Origin of the sequence: Peptoniphilus vaginalis (assembly GCF_900176605.1) — a bacterium.
In the GTDB taxonomy this organism is placed as follows: Bacteria; Bacillota; Clostridia; order Tissierellales; family Peptoniphilaceae; genus Peptoniphilus_A; species Peptoniphilus_A vaginalis.
The window spans coordinates 336,872-362,519 of the sequence record NZ_FXLP01000004.1; the positions used below are offsets into that span (position 1 = coordinate 336,872).

General features: G+C 35.3%; 14 protein-coding genes and 1 other annotated feature (1 of these 15 only partly in view). Of the genes, 12 read left to right on the forward strand and 2 right to left on the reverse strand.

Features of this window, described 5'->3' with window-relative positions:
* Nucleotides 1-163: a binding site (T-box leader), on the forward strand (it extends 60 nt beyond the left edge of the window).
* 69 nt (nucleotides 164-232) lie between these two features.
* From CAN42_RS03010 to CAN42_RS03030, 5 genes are all read left to right on the forward strand, one after another.
* A complete protein-coding gene (locus CAN42_RS03010) occupies nucleotides 233-1,345 on the forward strand; it encodes a 5-methyltetrahydropteroyltriglutamate--homocysteine S-methyltransferase (RefSeq protein WP_085875478.1) in 1,113 nt (370 codons plus the stop codon).
* Between the two features lie 116 nt (nucleotides 1,346-1,461).
* Nucleotides 1,462-2,679: a MalY/PatB family protein gene (locus tag CAN42_RS03015; protein WP_085875479.1), complete on the forward strand. Its 1,218-nt coding sequence runs from the start codon at nucleotides 1,462-1,464 to the stop codon at nucleotides 2,677-2,679.
* Nucleotides 2,680-2,706: 27 nt separating this feature from the next.
* A complete protein-coding gene (locus CAN42_RS03020; RefSeq protein WP_085875480.1) occupies nucleotides 2,707-4,083 on the forward strand; it encodes an APC family permease in 1,377 nt (458 codons plus the stop codon).
* Between the two features lie 435 nt (nucleotides 4,084-4,518).
* A complete protein-coding gene (locus CAN42_RS03025; protein WP_085875481.1) occupies nucleotides 4,519-5,955 on the forward strand; it encodes an APC family permease in 1,437 nt (478 codons plus the stop codon).
* A gap of 18 nt (nucleotides 5,956-5,973) precedes the next feature.
* A complete protein-coding gene (locus CAN42_RS03030) occupies nucleotides 5,974-7,293 on the forward strand; it encodes a M18 family aminopeptidase (protein WP_085875482.1) in 1,320 nt (439 codons plus the stop codon).
* 219 nt (nucleotides 7,294-7,512) lie between these two features.
* Here the strand turns inward: CAN42_RS03030 and CAN42_RS03035 are convergent, their stop codons facing one another.
* Nucleotides 7,513-13,911 carry an S-layer homology domain-containing protein gene (locus CAN42_RS03035; protein WP_167627544.1) on the reverse strand — a complete coding sequence of 2,133 codons (6,399 nt, stop codon included), beginning with the start codon at nucleotides 13,909-13,911 and terminating at the stop codon, nucleotides 7,513-7,515.
* A 208-nt stretch (nucleotides 13,912-14,119) separates the two neighbouring features.
* On the opposite strand from CAN42_RS03035, the gene CAN42_RS03040 reads away from it, so the two are divergent.
* The 7 genes from CAN42_RS03040 (at nucleotide 14,120) to CAN42_RS03070 (ending at nucleotide 25,167) form a co-directional block, all read left to right on the forward strand.
* Complete coding sequence (locus CAN42_RS03040) at nucleotides 14,120-14,836, forward strand: alpha/beta fold hydrolase (protein WP_062572104.1); 717 nt, start codon at nucleotides 14,120-14,122, stop codon at nucleotides 14,834-14,836.
* On the forward strand, nucleotides 14,833-17,352 hold the full coding sequence (gene mprF / locus CAN42_RS03045) for a bifunctional lysylphosphatidylglycerol flippase/synthetase MprF (RefSeq protein ID WP_085875484.1): 2,520 nt from the start codon (nucleotides 14,833-14,835) through the stop codon (nucleotides 17,350-17,352). The genes CAN42_RS03040 and mprF overlap by 4 nt, the downstream gene beginning before the upstream one ends.
* Nucleotides 17,353-17,672: 320 nt before the next feature.
* Nucleotides 17,673-19,034: an amidophosphoribosyltransferase gene (gene purF / locus CAN42_RS03050; protein ID WP_085875485.1), complete on the forward strand. Its 1,362-nt coding sequence runs from the start codon at nucleotides 17,673-17,675 to the stop codon at nucleotides 19,032-19,034.
* Nucleotides 19,024-22,692: a phosphoribosylformylglycinamidine synthase gene (locus CAN42_RS03055; protein WP_085875486.1), complete on the forward strand. Its 3,669-nt coding sequence runs from the start codon at nucleotides 19,024-19,026 to the stop codon at nucleotides 22,690-22,692. The genes purF and CAN42_RS03055 overlap by 11 nt, the downstream gene beginning before the upstream one ends.
* A gap of 105 nt (nucleotides 22,693-22,797) precedes the next feature.
* Complete coding sequence (locus CAN42_RS03060; protein WP_085875487.1) at nucleotides 22,798-23,979, forward strand: amidohydrolase; 1,182 nt, start codon at nucleotides 22,798-22,800, stop codon at nucleotides 23,977-23,979.
* A 185-nt stretch (nucleotides 23,980-24,164) separates the two neighbouring features.
* Nucleotides 24,165-24,638, forward strand: a complete 474-nt coding sequence (tnpA, locus tag CAN42_RS03065) for an IS200/IS605 family transposase (protein ID WP_005955379.1) — start codon at nucleotides 24,165-24,167, stop codon at nucleotides 24,636-24,638.
* Nucleotides 24,639-24,861: 223 nt separating this feature from the next.
* A complete protein-coding gene (locus tag CAN42_RS03070) occupies nucleotides 24,862-25,167 on the forward strand; it encodes a DUF4298 domain-containing protein (protein ID WP_085875488.1) in 306 nt (101 codons plus the stop codon).
* Nucleotides 25,168-25,214: 47 nt separating this feature from the next.
* Here CAN42_RS03070 and CAN42_RS03075 read toward each other — a convergent pair whose 3' ends face one another.
* Nucleotides 25,215-25,565, reverse strand: a complete 351-nt coding sequence (locus CAN42_RS03075; protein ID WP_085875489.1) for a phage holin family protein — start codon at nucleotides 25,563-25,565, stop codon at nucleotides 25,215-25,217.
* Nucleotides 25,566-25,648 lie beyond the last annotated feature (83 nt).

Sequence of the window (25,648 nt, forward strand, 5' to 3'; positions counted from 1 at the left end):
TGAGAGGGTCAAAGGAAGATTTGGGTGAACATGGCCTCTGATGGGATTAGTCGATATTAGACTTTTCCGGGAGCTCCCGTTATAGAGATAGAGTATGTTGGTACTTGAGAGTGGCATTCCATATGCAAAATAGGTGGTAACGCGGAAATAATTCGTCCTTATTGTTTTTATAAACAGTAAGGACTTTTTTTTATACATTCTCAAGATGGATTTAAGAAAAAGGAGAAAGAAAATGACAAAAATTTTAGCACCAAGTAAGTTTGATGTAGTTGGATCTTTTTTGAGACCAAGAGATTTAAAAATCGCAAGAGAAAAGTTTTCTAAGGGAGAAATTTCAGGAGAAGAACTTAAAAAAGTTGAAGATAGAGAAATAGAAAAACTTGTTAAGAAGCAAAAGGAAGCTGGCTTAAAAATTATTTCTGATGGAGAATTTAGAAGGTCCTGGTGGCACTACGACTTCTTCTGGGGACTTGAAGGAATAGAAAAATATACCCTAAGTCAAGATGAGCTCATCCACTTCCATGGAGAAACCCTAAGACCTGATGGGGTAAAAATTGTGGGAAAGCTTGGGGGTAAAAACCATCCCTTCTTAGACCACTACAAATTTGTAAAAAACTTTGAAGACGAAAACACAGTGGCAAAACAAACAATACCTGCACCAGCCCAACTCCTAAGAGGAGTTTACAATCAAATCAAAGCTGGAAACCCTTACGAAGATGAAGGCAAGTTTGTGGATGACCTTGCAAGAGCTTATGGCGAATTCTTCCAAGAAATTTATGACCTAGGCTGCAGAAATCTTCAACTAGATGATTGCACTTGGGGTGCCCTAGTAGATGAAGATGCCACAAGACTTTATGAAAAAGATGGCAAAAACATTGATGACCTAAAGGAAACTTACCTAGAATTAAACAACAAGGCAATAGCCTACGCACCAGAGGGACTAAATATTACAAGTCACATCTGCAAGGGTAACTACAAGTCCTCCTTCCACTTCAAGGGAGCCTATGACCCAGTGGCAGACTATGTCCTTGCAAGAGAAAAGGTGAATGCCTTCTATCTTGAATACGATGACGAAAGATCTGGTGACTTCAAGGCCCTTGCCAAGATTCCAGCAGGCAAGAAAGTTGTCATTGGCATCGTGACAAGCAAGAGACCAGACCTTGAAGATAAGGAAGAGCTCATCAAGAGAATAAAAGATGCAGCAAACTACATTCCTCTTGAAAATATTTGTATCTCACCTCAATGCGGTTTTTCATCAACAGAAGAAGGCAACGCAGTGACAGAAGAAGACCAATGGAAGAAGATAAAGTTATTGAGAGAAGTAGCTGAAGAAGTTTTAATTTAAAAATAAAAGTCTTAAAGCTTTTAAGTTTTATTTATTAATGATTTAGAAGTAATGATTTATTAAGAAACTTACTAAATTAAATTTATATAATAGATAAATTGAGAAAGGATAGTTCAATGTATAATTTTGATGAAAGAATTGACAGAAAAAATACTAACGCACTAAAGATAGATGGATTTAGAGATTATATATTTCATGCTGATGATAGTATGAAGTTTCCCTACGCTGATGATGAATTTATTCATATGTGGGTAGCTGATATGGAATTCGCAACACCTGATGTTGTAATTGAGGGAATTAAAAAAAGATTAGATAAAAAAATATTGGGTTATACAAGAGTGTTCACAGATGACTTTTATAAAGCCTTATTATCTTGGTGTCAAAGAAGATATGGATGGAGTTTTGCAAGAGAAGAACTTGTTACAAGCAATGGAATTATTCCAGCCTTGTTTGAATTGGTAGACTACATTTTAAAAGAAGATGAAAAAGTACTCTTCCTTACACCTTCCTATGCATATTTTAAATATGCAGCAGATTCTTCTAATAAAGAATCAGTTTGTTCAGATTTAAAGCTTGAAAATGGTTACTATACAATTGATTTTAAAGATCTAGAAGACAAGGCAAGGGATCCAAAAACGAAGTTGTTTATTTTTTGCAATCCTCACAACCCTACAGGAAGAGTTTGGAAAGAAGAAGAGCTAAAAAAAGTAGCAAAAATAATAGAAGAAAATGATTTGTGGGTAATTTCTGATGAAATTCACTGTGATATTTTAAGAGAAGGACAAAAACACATACCCCTAGGTAAGATCTTAGGTGATTATGACAAGCTAGTAACGTGTATGGCTGCAAGTAAATCCTTTAATATAGCTGGTCTAATGTTTTCAAGTATCATAATTAGAAACGAAAATTTGAGAAAAGTTTGGAACAAAAATCATTATAACTTTGACAATCCTCTTAGCATAGCAGCTAGTCAAGCAGCTTATGAAGAAGGTGAAGATTGGCTAAAAGAAATGAGTAAGTATTTGGATGAAAATTTTAAATTTACCAAGGATTACTTAGAAACGAACTTACCAAAGGTTAGAATTATCATTTCTGAAGCAACTTATTTAGCTTGGGCAGACTTTGGAGAATATTTTGATGAAGATGAAGCGATAACAATGTTTTTTGCATATAAATCTGGCGTTTTATTAGAAGCAGGAAATATGTTTGTGCAAAACTCTGGAAGTTTTGTAAGACTTAATTTAGCTTGTCCAAGATCTTATTTAAAAGAAGGATTAGACAGGATTATTTACGCAGTAAAAAATAAGCACAAGGAAAAATATTATGGAGAATAAAATAGACATCATTAAGGAGTATTCAGCATGACAAATAAAAATAAAAAACAACTTGGTATAATTAATATTATTGGACTGGGCATAGGCGGAGCCATTGGATCAGGAATTTTTGTTACATTAGGATCGGCTATGGCTAGGACTGGCAGGTCTATATTACCTATAACAGTTATAAGCGTATTTTATATGCTCTTAGCTTACTGGTATAACATGGCGATGTCGGGAGTATTTGTTATAGAAGGCGGAGATTACAGCATGAAGGGCATGCTTCTTCCTCCTATATTAACAGGATTTGGCGGATGGACTAACATTATCTGGGCATTTGGTTTTACAGGATATGCCTTGGCCCTAAGTCAATATTTAGGAGATTTATGGCCAATATTTACAGATAATTTAAAAATTTCAAGCTCCATAATCCTAACTATTTTCTTTTTATTAACTATAAAAGGCAATCGGTTTGTAACCATATTTCAAAATATAGTTACGGGCTTATTAATTCTGGCTTTAGTTATTTTTGTGTTTTTAGGAATTCCAAAAGTTAATCTTGGTAACTATTTTAACATGAGCTACGATGGTGGATTTTTCCGAAATGGTTTTTCAGGAGTTATAGGAGCCATAGCAGTAATGGGATGGGCTTGCCAAGGAACAACCATGGGGCCAGTAGGAGTAATTCCAATAACAAAAAACCCAAAGAGAAATATACCTGTGGGAATTTTATTGACTTGTATTCTCGTATCTATAATTTATGGATTTATGTCCTTTGTTGCATCAGGTGTACTAAACTTTGATCAATATGCTGGTAATAATTTAAGTGTTACAGCAAAAGCAATTTTGACACCGGGACTTTTTGCTTTCTTTGTGATTGGTGGAGGAATATGTGCAATCATATCTTCTTTTTTATCAGTCCTTGTTATGATACGAAACCCCTTGGCACAAATGGCAGATGATGGATGGTTACCAGAAATTTTTAAAAACAAGTCCAGTGATGGTTATCCCTATTACTGTTATTTGTTGGTCTATGTTATTGCGCTTATACCAATCCTTACAGGTATGAATGTAGACAATGCAATATCAATGCTTATGATTCCAACAATGGTTATTAATGCTTATTTAAATATAAAATGCATGTATATACCAAAAAAATATCCAGACCAATTTAAAAACAGAGGGTTTAGAATTCCAAAATTTCTATTTATTTCATCAAGTGTATTGGGTGGAATATGTGCTGCTGTAATAGCGATAACTTTATTTAAGGATTTAAATCTTAACAACGCAATAATTGCTGCCTGTGTAGTAATTATTCCTATGTTTTTCTCATACCTTGCATTAAGAACTAACTCAGTAAATGAAAACAAATTAGAAAATCAAAAAAAATTGATTGTTGAGCAAGCTCTAGCTAATAATTGAGAAAATAAATTTAAACATCAAATCTATATAAAAGAAAATATAAGAATATTTTCCTGATGAAAAAGCAATCCTAATTTTTTAATAATATATAAAAGATCTCCGATTTTTCGGAGATTTTTTGTTGTTACAATTCTCATAAAGATTTTATAAAATTTCGAATAAAATACAATTTTAAAATCCATTAAAAATTGTATTTTTTAATAGGTTAAGAGGAAATAAAATTTATACAAATAAAAATCCTGTTTCACTTAAAAGGGATATAGATTTGTATTTATTAATAATCAAGACTTTATCAACCAAATCATATAAAGTGGTTGAAGCATTGAGAAAACGGGAAGAAATGATTTTCTATTTTTTAAATATACTAGACGGTCTATTTTTTTAAGGTTATAATTAAAATAATCATGCAATTATTTTTTTGAGAGGAGAGTTAAAATGCAAGATTCACAAAAGAAAATTAAGTGGTATATGCTGGCTTTTATGGCCTTCTCCACTTTATGGAGTTTTGGAAATGTTGTTAACGGTTTCGTATTCTTTAACGGAATCCAAGTAATATTTTCATGGATCCTAATGTTCGCACTTTACTTTATTCCAAACGCACTTATGGTTGGGGAACTTGGTTCTTCCTTCAAGGATGAAGGTGGTGGAGTTACATCATGGATAAGGGCAACTTCTAGTGATAAGTTAGCTTATTACGCTGGTTGGACTTATTGGGCATGTCATATTACCTACATCGCTTCAAAGGGTTCTGGTGGACTAAAGGCTATGTCCTGGATGTTCTTCCAAAACGCAGAATTTTATGACTCCCTACCAACTGTTTATGTACAAATCGCAACTCTAGCAGTATTTTTAATTTTTTGTTGGGTAGCAAGTAGAGGTCTTAACCCACTTAAAAACCTTGCAACTATTGCAGGTTCAAGTATGTTTGTCATGGGTATTCTTTACATCTTAATGATGCTTGCTGCACCAAAGATCAATCCTAATGGTGGTTACCAAGCTATGGACTGGTCACTTGACAACTTGATTCCAACTTTTGATATGAAGTATTTCACTTCTTTATCAATTCTTGTATTTGCTGTTGGTGGTATTGAAAAGATGAGTCCTTATGTAAACCACATGGAGGGTAACTCATCTAAGGAATTTCCTAAGGCAATGATTTTTGCCGCTGTAATGGTAATTATTTCAGCTATCTTTGGTACTATTGCCATGGGTATGATGTTTGATCCTGCCATTATCAACGCAGATCCAGCAACTTTTGACTCTTACGCAGCTAATGGTGCTTATTGGGCCTTCGAAAGAGTTGGAGAATACTATGGCCTTGGAAACAAAATTATGATTATCTACGCTTTATGTAATGTGATTGGTCAATTCTCTACACTTGTTGTAAGTATTGACGCACCACTAAGAATGCTACTTGATGATGACAAGACAAACAAATACATCCCAAGAAAGCTTCTTAAGAAAAATAAATACGGAGCTTACATCAATGGTATTAAACTTATAATTGTTCTTGCAGGTTCAATTATCCTTGTACAAATCCTTGTGCCAGGTGCTGCAACTGTATTGAGACAGTTGACAAAGCTTAACTCAATCACAATGCCACTTCGTTACCTATGGGTATTCTTGGCTTACATCTTCTTGAGAAAGAACAGGGGCGACGTAAAAAGAGACTTCTACTTTACACGTAACCAAGGATTTGCTCTATTCTTTGGCTTCTGGTGCTTCATATTAACAGCAGCTTGCTGTATTCTAGGAATGATCTCAGACGATCCAATGCAAATGGCACTTAATGTAATTACACCACTTGTACTTGTTGCACTTGGAGTAATCCTACCAATGATTAGGGCAAAGGAAGATAAAAAACTTAGCTAAATTCTAAAAGGAGGAAGTATGAATTATTTAGAAACTTCAAAAGAATTGTTAGAATTTATTAGAAAATCTGCAAGTATGTTCCACACAGTAGATATTGTTAAGACATATCTTGACAAGGAAGACTTTATAGAATTAAAGGAAGGCGAAAGCTGGACTATTGAAAAGGGCAAAAACTATTATACTACAAGAAATGACTCAAGTATTATTGCTTTTAAGGTAGGTAGTGACCTTTCAGATTACCACTACCAACTTGTAGCGTCTCACTCTGACTCACCAACTTACAAGGTAAAGAGTATGCCAGAACTTGATGGCCCAGGAGACTATGTAAAATTAAATGTAGAAGTTTATGGTGGACCAATTGATTGGACATGGTTTGACAAGCCTCTTACCCTAGGCGGAAGAGTACTAGTTGAAGAAGATGGCGCAATTGTATCAAAACTTTTATACATTGACAAAGACATCTTAATCATACCTGATGTGGCAATCCACATGAATAGGGAAGTAAATAATGGCTATAAGTTTAACAGACAAGTTGACCTTCTACCACTTTTCACAAGTGGAGCTATGAAAAAGGGCGACTACAACAAGATGATAGCTGAAGAACTTGGTGTTAGAGAAGAACAAATTATTTCGAAGGACCTATTCTTAGTAAATAGACAAGAAGGAAAAATTTGGGGCTACAAGGATGAATTTGTTTCATCACCAAAACTTGACGACCTAGAATGTGCCTTCACTTCATTAAAGGCCTTTATAGCAGGTAAGAATGACAAGGCAGTAAATGTTTATTGCTGCTTTGACAACGAAGAAGTTGGCTCAAATACAAAACAAGGTGCTATGTCAACACTTCTTCATGATACATTAAAAAGACTAAATGCAGGTCTTGGATTTGAAGAAGAAGAATACCATAAGGCTGTTGCAAAATCCTTCCTAGTAAGTGCTGACAATGCTCACGCAGTTCATCCAAATCACAAGGAACTAACTGATGACGAAAACAGAACTTTTATGAATGGAGGCATTGTAGTCAAAGAAGCTGCCAACCAAAAGTACACATCAGATGCCTTTTCACAAGCAGTTTTCAAAAAGATTTGTGCCCTTGCTGAGGTTCCAGTTCAACACTTTGCCAACAGAAGTAATATGCAAGGTGGATCAACTCTTGGAAACTTATCAAACACACAAGTTTCCCTTCACGCAGTTGACATAGGACTACCACAACTAGCAATGCACTCTAGTTATGAAACAGCTGGAGCAAAAGACCCAGCCTATATGATTAAGGCTCTTACAAAATATTACAGCTCAAATGTAAAAATTGAAGGCGCATCAAAAATAACTATTGAATAATATAAGTTTTTATTAGAAAATAGTAATTAATAAATAAAATTTGTGAAAGCAAATAAATAAAATCGCGACAACACATTTAAATAAATACTTTTTTTGAAAAGAGAGTAGGCTTAGGCCTGCTCTTTTTTCTTTAAATGAAAATGATTGGGATTAATAAATTATAAAAAAAATAGTGCCAGTTTTATCTGACACTATTTAAAATGAATTATTTTATTGGCTTTAGTTAGAAGTTGGTTTTTCAATTTGAACCAATTTGTAACTATTATCGCCGTATTTTACGGCTCTTAGATACACATCTTCAAAACCATCTAGTGATATCTTTATAATATCGCCAGCTTTTATTTTGTTAATAGTTATAGATTTATTAGAGGATTTATTATAGATGCTTACATCCCTTTTATTTAAGTCTACATAGGTATTATTTTCTAGTTTCTTAATTATGGCTTTTTCTACTATTTGGCTTAGCCATACCCCGTTGTCTGGGTAATCTTTTTTTAGTCTTATCTTTAAATTGTCAGATTCTGCAAAAATAATTTTTTTAAGTTGAGTGTTTGGCTTATTATTTTCTTTCTTTTCAGGGTTTTCAATTTGAACTAAGTTGTAGCTATAACTATATTTTTCAGCCCTAACAAAGACGTCCTTATAGCCAGGGACTTCCACCTTAACTATATCTCCGATATTTATACCGCTAACTACAAGAGAAGAATTAGTAAATACATAGTATCCAGTTTCTGTAGAATAACGTGGGATAGAGTTTAGTTTTTCTCCACTAGGATATCTAGAAAGGCTAACAGTAGAGCCTTTTAGAAGGTTAAGCCAAGTAATTGTGTCTTCATCAGAAGGGTCAATAACAAGTGCGAAATATTTCTTAGTAGATGATATAAATTTAGGTGTCTTAGCGTCTTCTTGTGAAGGCTTAACTTCATCTTTAAACTCAGCAGAAATTTTAATTTTTCCATCCTTAACCATATCTTGTGTAAGGACTTTTGCATTCAAGGCTTCGCTTGATAAAAGTTCTGGGTTATCATTTATTTTCCATCCAAGGAAGACTTTACCACTCATACTAGGATTTTCAATCTTGTATCTTCCAGAATCACTTGTCAAATCTGCGAAAGTTTTTCCAAGAATTCCCTTTAGATTAACACTTGAAGAACCACCCTTATTAACCAATACTTCTACACTAACTTTAGGTGCAGGCTTTGGTTCAGAGCCTTCTTTCTTTTCAGGGTTTTCAATTTGAACTAAGTTGTAGCTATAACTATATTTTTCAGCCCTAACAAAGACATCCTTATAGCCAGGAACTTCCACCTTAACTATATCTCCGATATTTATACCGCTAACTACAAGAGAAGAATTAGTAAATACATAGTATCCAGTTTCTGTAGAATAACGTGGGATAGAGTTTAGTTTTTCTCCACTTGGATATCTAGAAACATTAACAGTAGAGCCCTTTAGAAGATTAAGCCAGGCAATTGTGTCATCATCAGAAGGGTCAATAACAAGTGCGAAATATTTCTTAGTAGATGATATAAATTTAGGTGTCTTAGCGTCTTCTTGTGAAGGCTTAACTTCATCTTTAAACTCAGCAGAAATTTTAATTTTTCCATCCTTAACCATATCTTGTGTAAGGACTTTTGCATTCAAGGATTCGCTTGATAAAAGTTCTAAGCCATCATTTATTTTCCAACCAAGGAAGACTTTACCACTCATACTTGGATCTTCAATCTTGTAGCTGCCAGAAGGACTTGTCAAGTCTGCGAAAGTTTTTCCAAGAATTCCCTTTAGATTAACACTTGAAGAGCCACCCTTATTAATTAATACTTCTACCATCACTTGGCTTGGTTTTTTTACAAGCTTAGCAATTGCTTCTTCAACTAGCTTTAACTCATGCTTAATATCATCTTCTGTGACATTATCGAAGTTATAACCTGGAAATCTATTTAAGAAGTTATTTAAAGTTTTCCTTGAATCTTCTGTGTAAGATTCATCTTTTGTTAGATTGAAGGCTTCAATTAGCCTTTTCTCTAGAATTGATGAATCGCCAAGTTTTATCAAAGAGTCAAGTGAATTTTGCAAGTCTTTTAATGCCACTTTTAAAGCTTCCTTATCATTAGAATCTTTTAAGGAGTTTGCTTTTTCTATTTCGGTTTTTAAGGCATCAAAGGATTTTTTTGTAAACTTAGTTTCTTCCTTTGCCTTTGCAAGATCAATTTTTTCTTGGAGTTGTTTCTTTAGATTTACAAGTTCCTTATCAACTTTATCCTTTTCGACTATAACAACAAAAGGTGATAGGCTATCTACTTCAAAGCTTACGCTAGCATTTTCGACAGTTGATGTATAAGTTTTTAAACCATCCTTTGAAAGGTGCTTTATAATAGCCCTTCTTCCATTATTTTCTTCACCAAGAGGCAAGCTTATTTTAAGCTTTCCTTGGTAGTCACCAAGTACTTTTATATCAAGGGATTTTACAATTTCATAAGACTTATTTGGTTCAGGCTTTAGAGTTTTATAATCCTTTAAAATAGTTTCAGGAATTGTTATTGTAAGCTTACCATCCTTTGTAGTGGATTTATCTACAACAACAAGCTTTGCATCTTTAGTAAATTTTCCTTCGATATTAACATTAGAAGTTTTATCATCTAATTTACTTTCAATATAATCCTTTTTTGCATTTGAATCTGGTTTATTATTTTGGTTCTTATCTTCAGAAACTTCATTAGAATTTTCAACCCAAACCTTGTCCCAAGATTCTTCATATCCATCCTTATAAGTGTAATAAGTTTCTGTAACTTCATTTATGATAGGGTAGTTTACAGCTGACATAATTTGCAAGTATGCCCAATGAGATTTTTTAACATCAGAAAATTCTTTTATTTTAGAATTATTTTTCTTTAAGTCATCTAATGTCAAATATCTATTAGATAATTTATTAAGCATAGTAACTGTTTCTGCTCTTGTGACTTTTCCATCAGGTTTAAAGCTTCCATCTGGATAGCCCTTTATTATTCCATTGGCACTGGCTCTTAATATTGCGGCTTCAAACTCATGACCTGCAATATCATTAAATCTTGGTCCACCTGACTTATCTGCTAGAAGAGGGTATAACATTCTAACAAATTCTCCCCTAGTCATAGGGACATCAGGCCTAATATTACCATCCTTAGCAAGCAACATTCCCTTAGATCTTGTATAGTTAAGAGCTTGGTTGTACCAAGAGTCTTTTGCGTCCTTAAAATCTGCTTTTAAGTTTGATGCAGTGGCATTTTCTAAGACCCAAAGCATTTGAGCAGCTTCAGCTCTTGTGACAGAACTGTCTGGTTTAAATAATCCATTAGGATAGCCAGCTATAAAAGATTTTTGAGAAGTCTTTTTAGTATGCTTAACTTTTGTTGGCGAATAATTTTTTGTTAGCCTGTATTCATAATGACCTGTGGATTCTGTCTTTGGCTTGGCAATATTTTTATTTGCCTCTTCTTTAATAGGATCTTTTTCTTCTACAATTGAAGTATTGTTATTTTCTGTTGATGGATTTTCACTAGGCTTATCTTCAGTCTTTGTGTCATTTAGAAATACAAAGTCAGAGCTTTTTGCATAAATGCCATTAGCAAGTTCTACAGAGAAAACAATTTTTAAAAGTTCCGTATTTGGGAAGTCTTTTTTTAATTCATTTTCTTTAATACTTATTTCATATTTATTGCTTGTCACAGAAGTCCTATCTTGATTGTTATTTGGAAGCTTCTTAATGTCATAGTATTTTCCATCTAAAATGTGATCTTCAAATTTTGGAACAGTTGCCCCAGAAGTTGCATCTAAATTTTGTCTTGTTTCATAGGAGTTTTTATCAATCCTATAAATTGTAAGCTTAGGATAAGCATCTTTAGAAAGATTTTGCAACTCAGAGGAGTAGCTTACTTTTCCGCCATTTAATTGTGCATGGAGCTTAGTGTTATCATATTTATTAGTTATAACTTTTGAAGATTCTAGATTCATATCTAGCTTAATATTTTTTGTTTGTTCTTCAAACTTATTATTGAAGTAAGAAACAAGTTCCTTCTTTTCTTCATCGTTAAGACTTGTTTTGTTAGCAAGTTCTTTAGCTTTGTTAATTGCTTCTTTGAAAGCACCTATAGTTGAAGAATTTTTATCAATATTTACACCTGGTTGATTTAGGGCAGATTTATTTATTGTAATATCATTAATATAATTTTTTGCAGCATTGACACTTTCATCTGAAATATCAACCTCTTTTTCAGGAAGATAAGGTCTTTCTTCCTTTTCTCCCTTATGGAGAACTAACATATATGCAATGTTAGGATTTGAATTTGCAATTGCATCTAAAATTATTGGAATATAACCAGTGACGTTTATATTAACTGTATCACCAATCTTAATTCCATAAACATAAAGGAAATCACCTTCAACCTTATAGCCTTTTTGTCCAGGGACTTCATCTTTAACAAGGCTTAACTTTTCCTCTCCAAGTTTAACCTCTCCCTCGCCCTTAGCTAATTTATTTATCCATTCCTTTGAGTCGTCGCTTTTTCCATTTATTTGTGTTGATTTGTTGTGGAAAGAATTAGTAACAAGCTCAACTCTTTTAAGGAATTTGCCTGGTTTTTTGTCTTCAAAAACAGGTGGAGTTTCGCCTTCAATTTTATTATCTCCTGATGGATTGATAAGATTACTTCCTATTTTCTTCTCATCTAATATCTTAGGAATAGAACTGTGTCCCCAGAACTCAGGATATTCTTCTGCTACTTTGCCGGTTCCATTTTTACCGTTATTGATACTTCCTATAACATTTTTTGTTATTTTAACACTATTTTCCTTTGCAGGTGTTTCAGTGTTTCCATTTCCACCTCTTAGGTAGGCAGACTTAGTTGAGATTATTCCATCGCCACAAGCAGCGTAGCCACCTTCTCCAGTTTGACCAGTTCCACCCATAAGGGCAAGACCTCCGTCACCTAAAACTTTACCCTTATTTTTAAGAACAAGGGCATTACCACCACGAGATGTAGTTGCAGCGGTTCCACCACCATATACATAAAGATTTGAATCCTTTAAGACAGTAAGAGATCCACCATCAATTTCCATACCAGTTTGACCCCTATAAGGCAATCCATTTGCTTCACTTCCTGTTGGAGATTCATCTCCTTTTACAAAAACATTTCCCTTTATAAAGGCCTTACCCTTAACAAGGACAACAGGTCTTGTATTTTTTATAGCCTTATTGGCATCTGTCAAATTATTTGTATTTGAATAAATATAAGAGCTTTCCAAAACCGCTCCATCCTTTAGGATGATTTGTCCTTGGATAGATGATCCAGAAACAACTTTTGCACCTGAAGATTTTCCAAGTTCACCTTTAAAAGTTCCCTTAGGATCGTAGTTTATCCTAAGTCTACCGCCATCAACGGTTATTCTTCCATAAATTGATGAATCATGAACATTTAAAGTAGCACCTTTTTTTACAATTATATTTACTCCAGAGAAGACCTTCATATTTACAAGTGTAAGATTAGTTCCTTCTTCTAGGATGAAATTTTGAATAGGAATTCTTTCTTCATCAGGTCTATATTGGAATTTCTCTCTATTTGGATTTTCACTTATTGGCAAAATCAATCCTAATTGTCCATAGGTTCCACTTTCATGAGATCCTAGCCATAGATTTATGTTCTTGGGAACAGTAAAAGATTGATTAGCTCCCTTATTATTTTCATTGAAATAACCAATATACCAAGGTTCTTGATTGAATAAGACCTTGTTATTTTGAGTTGTTTTAAGTTTTGTATTTACATCCTTCATTACCTTATCTAGGTAAGTTGATTTTATATCAGAAACAGAGAACCAAGCAGCATTACTAGTAGCTCTTCTTCCATATATATCAACTAGTTCTACCTTTACAGGATAGTCACCAACATTTTTTGGTTCACCTGCTAGGGTAATTGAAGAGTCCGAAGCGTTAAAGTTAGCTTTCATTCCAGACTTAGGGTCTAAAGTTATTTTTGTTAAGCCCTTATCAACTTCTATATCAGATTTGGAAAGTTCTTTCCAAGCTTTTGGATCAGGAGCTTGGTTTTCTTCGGTTATTTGACCATAGACTTTTATGTCGGAGTTCTTGTTGTCACTTGCAGCTCCAGTTGATGCACTTACTGCATCATACTTTCTTTGTCCCACAAGAGCACCCTCAAAATAACCCTCTAACTTTAAGTGAATTTTTCCCTTTGGTGGATGTGCTAGGTCTATGCTTTTGCACTTGCCATCCTTTAGGATAAAATGAAGCTTTCTTCCATCATTTAGCTCAAGAGTTATAGTATGTTTGTTCTTAATAGGTGGTATGTAAAGTTTTTCTCCTTCAATGGAGTATCCTTTTTTCCCACTAACCCATCCAAAGCTGGCCTTATTCATTTTTTCATGAATAAACACCGTGTCGGTCTTTACTCCTTTAATTTCTTTAATAAGACTTTTTGGCTCTATGGAGAATTCCATGTAGTCATTATTCTGATGTTCTAGTTTTAAACTTACTTTTTTGTCATTTGTAGCTTGTGCAAATACACTTATTGAATTGAATAAAAGCGTTAAGCACAAGATAAAAATCACAGATGTTTTTTTAATCATTGTGTCCTCCCTAAATTGATAAATATTATCGGTAGATATTTTAGCAAAATTATTTTTTGTAAGCAATAAATATAAAAGCATCTTAAAAAATTTTTAGACATTTATAATTTGATTCCGTATGACTAATAGAATATAAGCTTCTTTTAAGAAAAAATAAGAAAATAGTGGTACAATAGGTCAAGTAGAGAGGGACGAGTGAGGTGATGGTATGGAAAAATTTATTAGAGTTCGCGACGGTGCAAGGATTTTTGTAAAAATTCTTGGAGAGGGCGAGGACCTTCTTCTCCTTCATGGCAACGGCGACGATTCCAATTTTTTTGAAAAGCAAATAAAGGAATTTAAAAAAATTTACAGAGTAATCGCCATGGATACAAGAGGTCACGGGAAGAGTGACAGGTCTAAGGACTTAAATATGGAGGACCTATCTCTTGATGTCCTAGATGTCTTGGACTTTTTAAAAATTAATAAGATAAACCTTCTTGGCTTTTCTGATGGAGCAAATCTTGCCCTAACCTTTGCCAAGAATTTTCCAAATAGGGTTAAAAGACTTATTTTAAATTCTCCCAACAAAGAATTTTCTCAAGTCAAGTTGATACCAAGGATTTTATCTTATATTTTTTACTACAACTTATTGTTTTTATCCAAGATCTTCACAAGTCTTGAATATTATTTCTCTGTCTACTCATTGATTTTCTCTAAGCTAAAGATAAAGGACTCGGACTACGAGAAGTTTGACTTCCCAGTTTTGATTTTGGCTGGAGAAAGGGACTTAATTTATCTTGAGAATTTTTATAAAATTGCTAAAAAAATAAAAAAATCTAAATTATACATTATAAAAAATCACGGTCACAAGGTTGCCAGGTCAAACCCCAAGGAGTACAACAAGGTGGTCCTTGATTTTTTAAAAAAAGAGGTGAAGAAATGAAGAATTTAAAAAAAATATTATCTTGGATAAGACCCATCTTCCTTGGCGGGGTCATATTACTTGTTGTCCTTGAATTTACAAAACTAAGAAGGGAGATTTCCTTAGAAGAAATTTCAGCAATCTTTCATCAACTTTCCTTGGTAAAAGTTTTTGCTATGGGAGTCTTGGGTTTTCTTGCCGTATCCCCAATGATATTTTATGATATCTTGTTAAGTGACTTTTTGAAACTCGACAGGAAAAAGTCTTACATAATCAAAAGGTCTATTACAGTTAACTCCTTTAACAACTTAATAGGCTTTGGCGGAGTTATAAATCTTGGTCTTAGGATAAGATACTATGGACAGGGCAAGGAGGACAAAAATCTTTTAAAGTTTTTAGTTAAGTCCCTCTTGTTTGACATAGCTGGTCTATCAATCTGGGCATTCTTGTCCCTAATTTATATACTCATATCAAGAGAGGAAGTTCTCCTTCACTATAGCCCTTGGCTTTTTGGAGCAATCCTCTACTATCCAGTTTTGTTTTTTGTTTCAAAATTTAAAAATGATGGAGATTTTTCCATTTCCAAAAAATATGCAAGAGACGTGTCCTTGGTTTCTCTTGTTGAATGGACCTGTGCAAGTCTTTTCTTCTACACAATAGGACTTTTTCTTGGTGTAAGACTCAGTGTATTTAAGGTCATTGGAGTTTTTGTAATTGGATGCATCCTTGGTCTTGCTTCCTTTATACCAGGTGGTTTGGGATCCTTTGAACTTGTTATCTTGGGTGCCTTAAAGTCCTTTGGTATTGAAACAGATTTAATTTTATCTTGGCTTCTCTTGTACAGACTCTTTTACTACATCTTTCCCTTTATGCTTGGTGCAGTATTTTTTGTTCATGATTTGGGATCTATCTTTGATGAGAAGAATGACAAAATTCCCTCTAGAATAATAAAGTCTTTGGGTCTTGATCTCTTTTCTCTCATGCTCTACCTTGGCGGGGCCTTTATGATTTTTTCATCCACAATTCCCGACGAGTTGTCAAAGTTTCATTGGCTTAGAAACTTTTCTCCCATAAATGCCAACTTGCTCTACCAATTTCCAAGCATAATCTTTGGGCTTGCCTTTATTATTTTGGGACGAGCCAAGAGGGAAAGAGTGAAGAGGGCAGGAATACTAAGTATAATAATTTTGAGCCTAGCCTTAATTTATTCAATCTTTTCAGGCTTTGGCTTAATTGAAATTTTATACATCTTAATATTAATTTACCTTGGTGTAAAAACTAAAGACGTGGCAACAAGAGAGCAATTTGTTTACTCACCAGAGACCCTTACCCTGGACCTACTTGTCCTTGCATCAATCTCTCTTGTGACAATTTATTTTGTGGCTTTAAATTATAGGCTCACTCCCCTAAACTACAAGGATTTTCTCTTGATTCCCTTTGAAAGGTCCTTCCTCAACTTTTTCTTCTTCTTCTTGATTTTAATTTTTATAATGAAGACCTTGATAGGATATTTAAAGGGCGAAAGAGTTAAGCTAGGTGAAGAGCTAGACATAGATAAGGTCATGAAGATTTTATCAGACTACGAGTCTGGACCAGAAGCTCCCCTTGCCCTAGTTGGTGATAAGAAAATTTATTACTATGAAGAAGAGGGTCAGGCAACTTGTGGTATATCCCTTTACACCTACTGGGATAGGGTTATTGTCATGGGGTCACCCTTTGGCAAGAAGGAGGACTACAAGAAGCTACTTGAAAAATTTGTAAGTGATGCAGACCTATATGGTTACAAGGCAATTTTTTATGAAGTTGGAGAAGAAGAAACTATTAAGCTTCATGACTTTGGCTTCTCCTTTATAAAGTTTGGTGAAACTGCATCCATTGACCTAGAAGAATTTAGTTTGGAGGGTCGTGACCACAAGTCACAAAGAAATGTAATGTCAAAATTTGAAAAGAACTCTTACAGTTTTGAAGTAGTAAGTGGTCCCTTTGACAAGGACTTCTTAGATACTCTTGAAGAGATTTCAAATGACTGGCTTGGAGGAAGAAGGGAAAAGGGATTTTCTCTTGGCTACTTTGACAGGGACTATCTAGGCCTTTGTGACATGGCAATAGTAAAAGATGCAGATGGAAAGATCCTTGCCTTTGCAAATATTATGCCCCACCCTGGAGATACCTGGGCAACAATTGACCTCATGAGGTATTATAGAGAGGGAACTCCCAACAGTATTATGGAATATTTATTTTTAAATCTCTTCCTCTACTTTAAGGACAAGGGTAAAAAATATTTTGAAATGGGTATGGCACCACTCTCCAATGTTGGAATCAATAGCAACAGTTTTGTGGAAGAAAAGATTGCTTACTTGGTCTATAAGTTTGGCTACAAGTTCTATTCCTTTGAAGGTCTACGAGCTTACAAGGAGAAGTTCAAGCCTATCTGGGAACCAATTTATCTTTCCTATCCACAGAAGTCTTGGCTTCTTTACACAATGTTTGCCATCTTTATGGTGGATAGCTTGGCGGCAAAGAAGAAGGAAGAATAAAATTATTTTTAGAAGCTTATAAGAAAAAACTTGTTAAGACCTAGATAATAATTAATCAAGAAAAATTTAAAATTCAAATGTATTTTCACAATATAAAAAAATTTATGATATAATTAATTCATTACATTATGGAGGTTATTAGCTATGTTGTCATATCCTATGAATTCAAAATTATTTAGGGATAAATTTCACAGCCTTATAGACTCTATATTTGCGACTAATTTTTTAATATGTATTTTTGGCTCATCTTTTTGATGAGCTTTTTTAATTGGAGGAAGAATGGAAGATTTTTATTTTAGGAAGGACGAGGTGGAAGAATAATGTGTGGCGTTATTGGGATATACTCACAAAATGATGTGAGTAAGAAATTATTTTACGGACTCAACTCCCTTCAACACAGGGGACAAGAAGCATCAGGTATTTGCGTTTTTAATGGCAAGGACATGATATTAGACAAGGATATGGGACTTGTCTATGACAACTTTGATGAGGAAAGTTTTTTAAAGCTAAAGGGAAATGTTGGTATAGGTCATGTTCGTTATGCAACAGCAGGTGGATCCTATAAGTACAACTCACAACCCCTACTTGCCTTTTCAAAGAACAGGGAGTTTGCCCTAGCTCACAATGGAAATCTTGTGAACCATCAATCTATTAGGGATGAACTTGAAGATGAAGGTATGCTTTTTCAAACTGCTATTGACACGGAAGTTATCCTTTCATTAGTTGCAAAATATTACAAGGGCGACATAGTGGAAGCAGTTAAGAAAACTATGGCAAGGATAAAGGGTGCCTACAGTGTTGTAATGCTTTTTGAAGACAAGTTAATTGCCTTTAGGGACCCAAATGGTTTTAGACCACTTCTTATTGGAAGGGCAAAAAATGGAGAAGTAATAATTGCTTCTGAAAATGCTCCTCTTGAAATTATTGGAACTGATGCCATAAGAAATGTTGAACCTTCAGAAATTATTGTTGTGGATAAGGATGGAATTCACTCAGACTATTTTGAAAAAGATGAAAAGAAGCACTGCATCTTTGAGTATGTTTACTTTGCAAGAACTGACGCTACCTTAGATGGGGTTAACTCCTACAACTTTAGGAGAAGGTGTGGGGAAATTTTATCAAGAGAAGCTCCTATTGAGGCAGACCTTGTAATTGCAGTTCCCGACTCTGGTACTCCAGCAGCCATGGGTTATGCCCAAGAATCTGGGATTCCTTTTGCCGAAGGTCTTGTAAAGAACAGGTATATGGGAAGGACCTTTATAAAACCAACTGCTGAAGAAAGAGAGCTTTCTGTAAAATTAAAACTCAACCCTCTTGAAACTGTTTTAAAGGGAAAGAAAATTATCCTAGTTGATGACTCCATTGTAAGAGGAACAACTTCCAAAAATCTTATCAAGAGAATGAAAAAGGCTGGAGCCAAGGAAGTCCACATGAGAATAGTTTCTCCTCCAGTAAAGTTCCCTTGCTACTATGGAATTGACACACCTTCCAGACAAAAACTTATTGCTGCAAATTATTCTGTGGAAGAAATGAGGAAGAAGATTGGAGCAGATTCCCTTGCCTTTATATCTATGGAGGGAATGTTAAATGCTACTTTGATGAAAGAAAATAAATTCTGCGAAGCTTGCTTTAATGGAACTTACGCAGTGGAGCCAAAGGAGTTAGTTCAAGATGAAAAATAATGTTAAGAGAATTTATATCTGCAAGAAAAATGAATTTGACCACCAATCAAAGGACCTAAGAGAAGAAATTAAAAGCTCTCTTGGAATTGAAACTACTTATATAAAAACCTACAGGAGATATGACGTCGATATAAAAGATGAAAGTTTAGAAAAAACTTTAGCCAGCGTTTTTTATGAAGCTCCAGTAGAAGAAGTTTACTATGAAGACTACAAAAAATTAGAAGCTTCCTTTGAAAATCCTATTGGGATCCAATACCAAGCAGGACAATTTGACAACAGAGAAGAGGGACTTATCCAAACTCTTGCCCTTTTCACTGATGAAAAGCTAAGAGCCAAGGTCACAGAAGTTTATGACATTGGAGGAGTAAGTCAAGCTGACCTTGAAAAGATAAAAGCATTCTTAATTAACCCAGTTGACTCTCAAGAAGTTGATGTATATAAGGAAACTGAACTTAGGGAAGATGCAAAGGAAAATCACGAAAACCTAGTTTATGATGGTTTCAATAAACTTGACAAGGACGGACTTATTAAATTTGTTGAAGAAAAGTCCCTTGCTATGAGTCCAGAAGACTTAGAGGTATTGCAAGACTACTTCAAGTCAGAAAACAGGGACCCAAATGAAACTGAAGTGGCAATAATTGATACTTATTGGTCTGACCACTGTAGGCACACAACTTTTAACACAGAGCTTGATGTTGACTTTAATGTTGTTACTGAACTTGATAGGGAAATCAAAAGAGTTTTTGATGACTATTTAAAGATGAGAGAAGAGCTTGGAGTTAAAAAGCCAGTTACCCTAATGGGACTTGGCACAATTTTATCCAAGGAACTTAGAAAAAATGGAAAGCTAGAAGACCTAGAAGTTTCATCTGAAATCAATGCTTGCTCTGTAAAAATCAAGGCAAAGGTAGAAGTTGAGGGCAAGCTAGAAGACCGTGACTACCTACTTATGTTTAAGAACGAAACCCACAACCATCCAACAGAAATTGAACCTGTTGGCGGTGCATCAACTTGTCTTGGTGGTGCTATAAGAGACCCACTTTCTGGTAGGTCCTATGTTTACCAAGCCATGAGGGTAACTGGAGCAGGAGATCCTTTTACTCCAATTGAAAAAACTCTTAAGGGAAAATTGCCACAAAAGAAAATTGTCACAGAAGCAGCACTTGGCTACTCTTCTTACGGCAATCAAGTTGGAGTTGCAACTGGACTTGTTGACGAATTATACCACCCAGGTTATGTGGCAAAGAGGATGGAAACTGGTGCAGTTATAGCAGCTTGTCCTCTTGAAAATGTAAAGAGAATCGAACCTACTGAAGGAGATGTAGTTATCCTTCTTGGTGGAAGGACTGGTAGAGATGGCATTGGTGGAGCAACTGGCTCATCAAAGTCTCACAAGGTTTCTTCTATTGAAACAGAATCTGCCCAAGTGCAAAAGGGTAACGCTCCAGAAGAAAGAAAAATCCAAAGACTATTTAGAAATCCTGAAGCAGCAAAGCTAATCAAAAAGTGTAACGACTTCGGTGCAGGTGGAGTTTCAGTTGCTATTGGCGAGCTTGCTGACTCCATCGAAGTAAAACTTGATAAGGTTCCCCTAAAGTACATGGGACTAAAGCCAAGAGAAATTGCAATTTCAGAATCTCAAGAGAGAATGGCAGTTGTTATAGACAAAGACGACGTAGACAAGTTTATGGAACTTGCTGAAAGGGAAAATCTTGAAGCTACCTTAGTTGCTAGGGTAACTGGCGACAAGAGATTAAAGATGTACTACAAGGATGAACTTATCTGCGATATGAGTTACGACTTTGTAAACCAAACTGGAGCAAAGAGGTTTGAAGAAGTTGAAGTTGTAAGTGAAGACCTTCCAAAATTCTTAAATAAGAAGGATGGACTAGAAGACCTTGAAAAATATTTACAAGACTTAAATATAACTTCTAAGAGGAATATGATTGAGCTTTTTGACTCATCAGTAGGTGCATCAACAGTCTTACAACCTCTTGGAGGTAAAAAACAAAATACACCAGCCCAAGTTATGGCAGCCCTTATCCCAACAGATGATGGCGAATCAAAAACAGCTTCAGTTATGTCCTATGGATTTAATCCAGAATTATCTTTTGAATCACAATTCCTTGGTGGCTATTACGCAGTAGTTGAATCTATTGCAAAACTTGTGGCAGCAGGAGCACCCCTTGAAGGCATTAGACTTTCTTTCCAAGAATTTTATGAAAAGATGGACAACAAGAAGGCATGGTCAAAACCACTTAAGTCACTTCTTGGAGCCCTAAAGGCATCAAGATTCTTTGATGCACCACCAATTGGGGGCAAGGACTCCATGAGTGGAAGCTTCGAAGACATAAATGTTCCACCAACTCTAATTTCCTTTGCAGTTAATACTGTGGATGTGAAAAATATCATCAGTCCAGAATTTAAGGGCAAGGGCAAGCTTGGTCTTATAAGAACTAAGAGAGATGACATTGGGGCACTTGACCTTGACATGGCGAAAGAAAATTTCTTAAATCTTCAAAAAGAAATAGAAGGAGGAAATATAATTTCTGCCGCAGCTATAACTCACAAGGGCAGCCTTCCACAAATTTTTGAAATGGCAATAGACAATGTGGGCTTTGACATAAAATTAGATGACCTTTACTCACCACTTTACGGATCCTTTATAGTTGAGTACCTAGAAGACAGGGACTTCATAGAAAAGCTTGGTGACTTTAAAGAAGATGAAATGATTGTCAACGGAGAAAAGCTAGATATAGAAAAATTATCTAAGGCATATCTCACAAGAATGGATAAAATCTTCAAGCCACTTGACTCACATAAGCTAGAAAAGATTGACCAAGCTAAGGCTCCAAAGAGAAGGATGAAGTCTAAGAAGCCAGTTGATGAGGTTAAGGTTGTTATACCAGCCTTCCCTGGCACAAACTCAGAATACGATACAGCGAGAGCCTTTGAAAGAGCTGGAGCAAAAGCAGAAGTCGTAATCTTTAGGAACAAGGACGACAAGGCCCTTCAAGAATCTATAGAGGAATTGGCAGAAAAAATTTCCAAGGCACAAATCCTTGCAATACCTGGAGGCTTCTCACTAGGAGATGAGCCAGGTGGATCTGGTAAATTTATAGCCAATGTAATTAGGTCAGAAAAAGTTAAGAAGGCAATTGAAACTCTATTAGAAGTTAACGACGGACTAATCCTTGGAATTTGTAACGGCTTCCAAGCCCTAGTTAAGACAGGACTTCTTCCTTACGGCAAGATCAAGGACCTTGAAGAAGATGACCCAACTTTAACATACAACACTTGCTCAAGACACATAGCAAGAGTTGTGGACACAGTTGTCATGTCTAACAATTCACCATGGCTTGCTAAACTAGAAGAAGGCAAAACTTATAAGGTTCCAATTTCTCATGGAGAAGGAAGATTTATTGCAAGTGAAGAAGCAATCAAGGAAATCTTAGACAAGGAACAAGTTGCTCTTTGCTACGCAGATGCACCAAATGGTTCAGCATTAAACGTAGAAGCACTAATGTCAGAAGACGGAAAAATCCTCGGCAAGATGGGACACAGCGAAAGATTTGTAGAAAACACATTTAAGAACATTAGGGACATGGAACTTGAAGACATCTTCACAGGAGGAGTAGAGTTCTTTAAGAAAGACTAAGTTTAAAAATTTATAAAATTAAGTGGGGCTAGTTTTCTAGTCCCTTTTAAATGCAAATTTTTAGGAGTATAATTTAGTCAAATAAAAATTAAAGAGGGGGAGAATATGTTACTTAAAGAAATTTTTGACGAGATAGATAAGAGACAAGATGAGATGGTAAAACACCGTCGCCACATTCATGAGAACCCAGAGCTTTCCTTTGAAGAAGTTGAAACTGCAAAATACATCGCTGACTACTACAAGGGCAAGGATGTGGAAGTCACAAAAAATATGGGAGGCAATGGACTTAGGGTTGTCATTGACACAGGTAAGCCTGGCAAGACTATTGGACTTAGGGCAGACTTTGACGCCCTTCCAATTCAAGAAGAGACAGGACTTCCCTTTGCATCAAAAAATGAAGGAGTAATGCACGCTTGTGGTCACGATGCCCACACAGCCTACCTAATGGTTTTGGCAGACATCTTGCGAGAAAAGAAAGACCAACTAAGGGGTAAGATTGTAATTATCCACCAACACGCAGAAGAGACACCTCCAGGAGGAGCAAAGCAAATGATTGAAGCTGGGGTCCTTGACGGGGTGGATAATGTATTTGGTATTCACGTAATGTCAGCAATGGACTACGGAGAAGTCCAATACCACAAGGGCAATACCCAAACAGGTAGGTCAAAGTTTTCTATTAAGTTCCAAGGGGTAGGCGGTCATGGATCTATGCCTCACCTAGCAAATGATTCTATAGTTGCAGCTTCACACTTTGTCACAGCAGTTCAAACTATTGTATCAAGAAGGGTGTCTCCCTTTGAAAATGGAGTTGTCACAATTGGTTCCTTTGAGGGAGAAGGAAGCTTTAATATAATAAAGGACTCTGTGAGATTAACAGGAGACATAAGGTCTATGTCAGATGAAACAAGAGAAAAAATTGAAAGAGAAATAGAAAGAATTGCCAAGGGAATTGGCGAAACTTTTGGGATGGAAGTCCAAGTAGAATGCAAAAGCGACTATCCAGTCCTCTACAATGACCCAGCCATGACAGACCTTGTAGTAGATGCAATCAAAGAAGCAGATATAAAAGAAGTCAAAAAAATTTACGATGGAGGACCTCAAACAGCATCAGAAGATTTTGCCTACTACGCAAAGGAAAGGCCATCTTGTTTTTACTTTGTAGGGGCAAAAAAAGAAGACGCACCCTATGCAAACCACAATCCTAAATTTGACATCAGAGAAGATGCTATGATAGTATGTGCCAAGACCATGGCAGCAGTAACAGTGAAGTATTTAATGGAAGACTAATAAAATAAATTTTTGTAGCTGACACCTTTAGGAGTCAGCTATTTTTGTTGTACGCTTTAGCATGAATAAACCACCAGCTATGCTGGTGGTAGGAAAATAAGCTTTAGCTTCAAGCAAAAAACCTCCCGTGATAAACTATTAATGTTACTGGCAGTAGCATAAATAGAAAAGGGAGGTATCCTAAAATGGATAAAAATAGTTTATCACATACATCCTGGAATTGTAAGTATCACGTAGTATTTGCTCCAAAATACAGAAGACAAGTAATTTATGGAAGATTAAAACAAGATATAGGAAAAATATTAAGAGATTTATGTGATAGAAAAGGAATAAATATAATAGAAGCAGAATGCTGTCCAGATCATATCCATATGTTGTTAGAAATCCCACCAAAATACAGTATATCTCAAACGATGGGATATTTAAAAGGGAAAAGTAGCCTAATAATATTTGATAGGCACGCGAATTTAAAATACAAATATGGAAATAGACACTTTTGGTGTAGAGGATATTATGTAGACACAGCAGGAAAGAATGCGAAAAAGATACAAGAATATATAAAAAATCAATTAAAAGAAGATTACATGGCAGATCAAATAAGCATTAAAGAATTTGTAGACCCGTTTACGGGTGAGCAAGTAAACAAAAGCAAAAAATAAGGTGCTTTAGCACCAGCTGTGAAAATTGGTGCACGAGAAAGAAAGTTCAAAGCATGGAATGCTGCCGGTAACAGCCCCTTATAGGGGCAAAACAAACCACCGGCTTAGCCGGTGGTTATGATTAAGTTTAGGTTAAATTTATAGAAATTCCCTCCCAGACAAAAGTTTTATATTATAATCGTAAATGCAAAAGAGTTTTTCTTATTTAATAAAGGAGGATGTTATGGATCCTGTTAAGAGAATTAGCGAGATGGAAAATATTTTAAATGATCACAATGCTTTGATTGAAGACCTAAGGGTTGCAATTGAAAAGTTTGCTGACCACCAAGATGAATATATGAAGCTTAGCAATTATTACAGCTCTCAAGAATATTTTGACGACCTAGAGAGGTATGACAAGGGCGAGTTACCAGAAGACCTTCCATGTGGAGTCCTTTCTGAAGATGCTGTCTTTAATCTCTTTGGCGAAAACTTTAACCTTGCCATTGAAATGCTTGAGCTTGCAACTGATGTAATTAAAAACCGTTAAACAAAGAAGCCGCAGGATTTTTTCTCCTACGGCTTCTTTTAAAATTTTTAGTTAAAGTTATTGCTTATAAATTCTCTTATAGCACTGTTTATAAAACTTAGGACTATTGATGCCCAGAAGGCTGTCCCAAAGCTTCCAATGTGGGCTGTGGGCACAAGGCTAAAGGCAAGGTTAAGGACCACTGCGTTAACAACAAGTGAGAATAGACCCAGACTTAAAAGTGTAATTGGGAAGGACAAAACCTTTAGGATTGGTTTTATTGTAAGGTTAACCAGTGAAAAGATTATTGCCATTGCCACAAAGGCACTCGCTTTGTCAAAGTATATATTATTAAAAATTAGGTCTAGCAGGTAGAATGACAAGGCATTAGCCACTAGAGAGCCAAGTATTTTTTTCATCTCTTCCTCCTTTATGTATCTCTAATTCTTATTATACACTAGACTGGGATTTTGTAATATCATTTTATTGTAATGGCTTCTTA

What these genes read in the sequence shown, in the direction of transcription:
- mprF (WP_085875484.1), top strand. Translation starts at nt 14,833, where the DNA reads ATGAAGAATTTAAAAAAAATATTATCTTGGATAAGACCCATCTTCCTT.
- CAN42_RS03075 (WP_085875489.1), bottom strand. Translation starts at nt 25,565, where the DNA reads ATGAAAAAAATACTTGGCTCTCTAGTGGCTAATGCCTTGTCATTCTAC.
- CAN42_RS03040 (WP_062572104.1), top strand. Translation starts at nt 14,120, where the DNA reads ATGGAAAAATTTATTAGAGTTCGCGACGGTGCAAGGATTTTTGTAAAA.
- CAN42_RS03060 (WP_085875487.1), top strand. Translation starts at nt 22,798, where the DNA reads ATGTTACTTAAAGAAATTTTTGACGAGATAGATAAGAGACAAGATGAG.
- CAN42_RS03015 (WP_085875479.1), top strand. Translation starts at nt 1,462, where the DNA reads ATGTATAATTTTGATGAAAGAATTGACAGAAAAAATACTAACGCACTA.
- CAN42_RS03020 (WP_085875480.1), top strand. Translation starts at nt 2,707, where the DNA reads ATGACAAATAAAAATAAAAAACAACTTGGTATAATTAATATTATTGGA.
- CAN42_RS03035 (WP_167627544.1), bottom strand. Translation starts at nt 13,911, where the DNA reads ATGATTAAAAAAACATCTGTGATTTTTATCTTGTGCTTAACGCTTTTA.
- CAN42_RS03055 (WP_085875486.1), top strand. Translation starts at nt 19,024, where the DNA reads ATGAAAAATAATGTTAAGAGAATTTATATCTGCAAGAAAAATGAATTT.
- CAN42_RS03025 (WP_085875481.1), top strand. Translation starts at nt 4,519, where the DNA reads ATGCAAGATTCACAAAAGAAAATTAAGTGGTATATGCTGGCTTTTATG.
- CAN42_RS03070 (WP_085875488.1), top strand. Translation starts at nt 24,862, where the DNA reads ATGGATCCTGTTAAGAGAATTAGCGAGATGGAAAATATTTTAAATGAT.
- CAN42_RS03030 (WP_085875482.1), top strand. Translation starts at nt 5,974, where the DNA reads ATGAATTATTTAGAAACTTCAAAAGAATTGTTAGAATTTATTAGAAAA.
- tnpA (WP_005955379.1), top strand. Translation starts at nt 24,165, where the DNA reads ATGGATAAAAATAGTTTATCACATACATCCTGGAATTGTAAGTATCAC.
- purF (WP_085875485.1), top strand. Translation starts at nt 17,673, where the DNA reads ATGTGTGGCGTTATTGGGATATACTCACAAAATGATGTGAGTAAGAAA.
- CAN42_RS03010 (WP_085875478.1), top strand. Translation starts at nt 233, where the DNA reads ATGACAAAAATTTTAGCACCAAGTAAGTTTGATGTAGTTGGATCTTTT.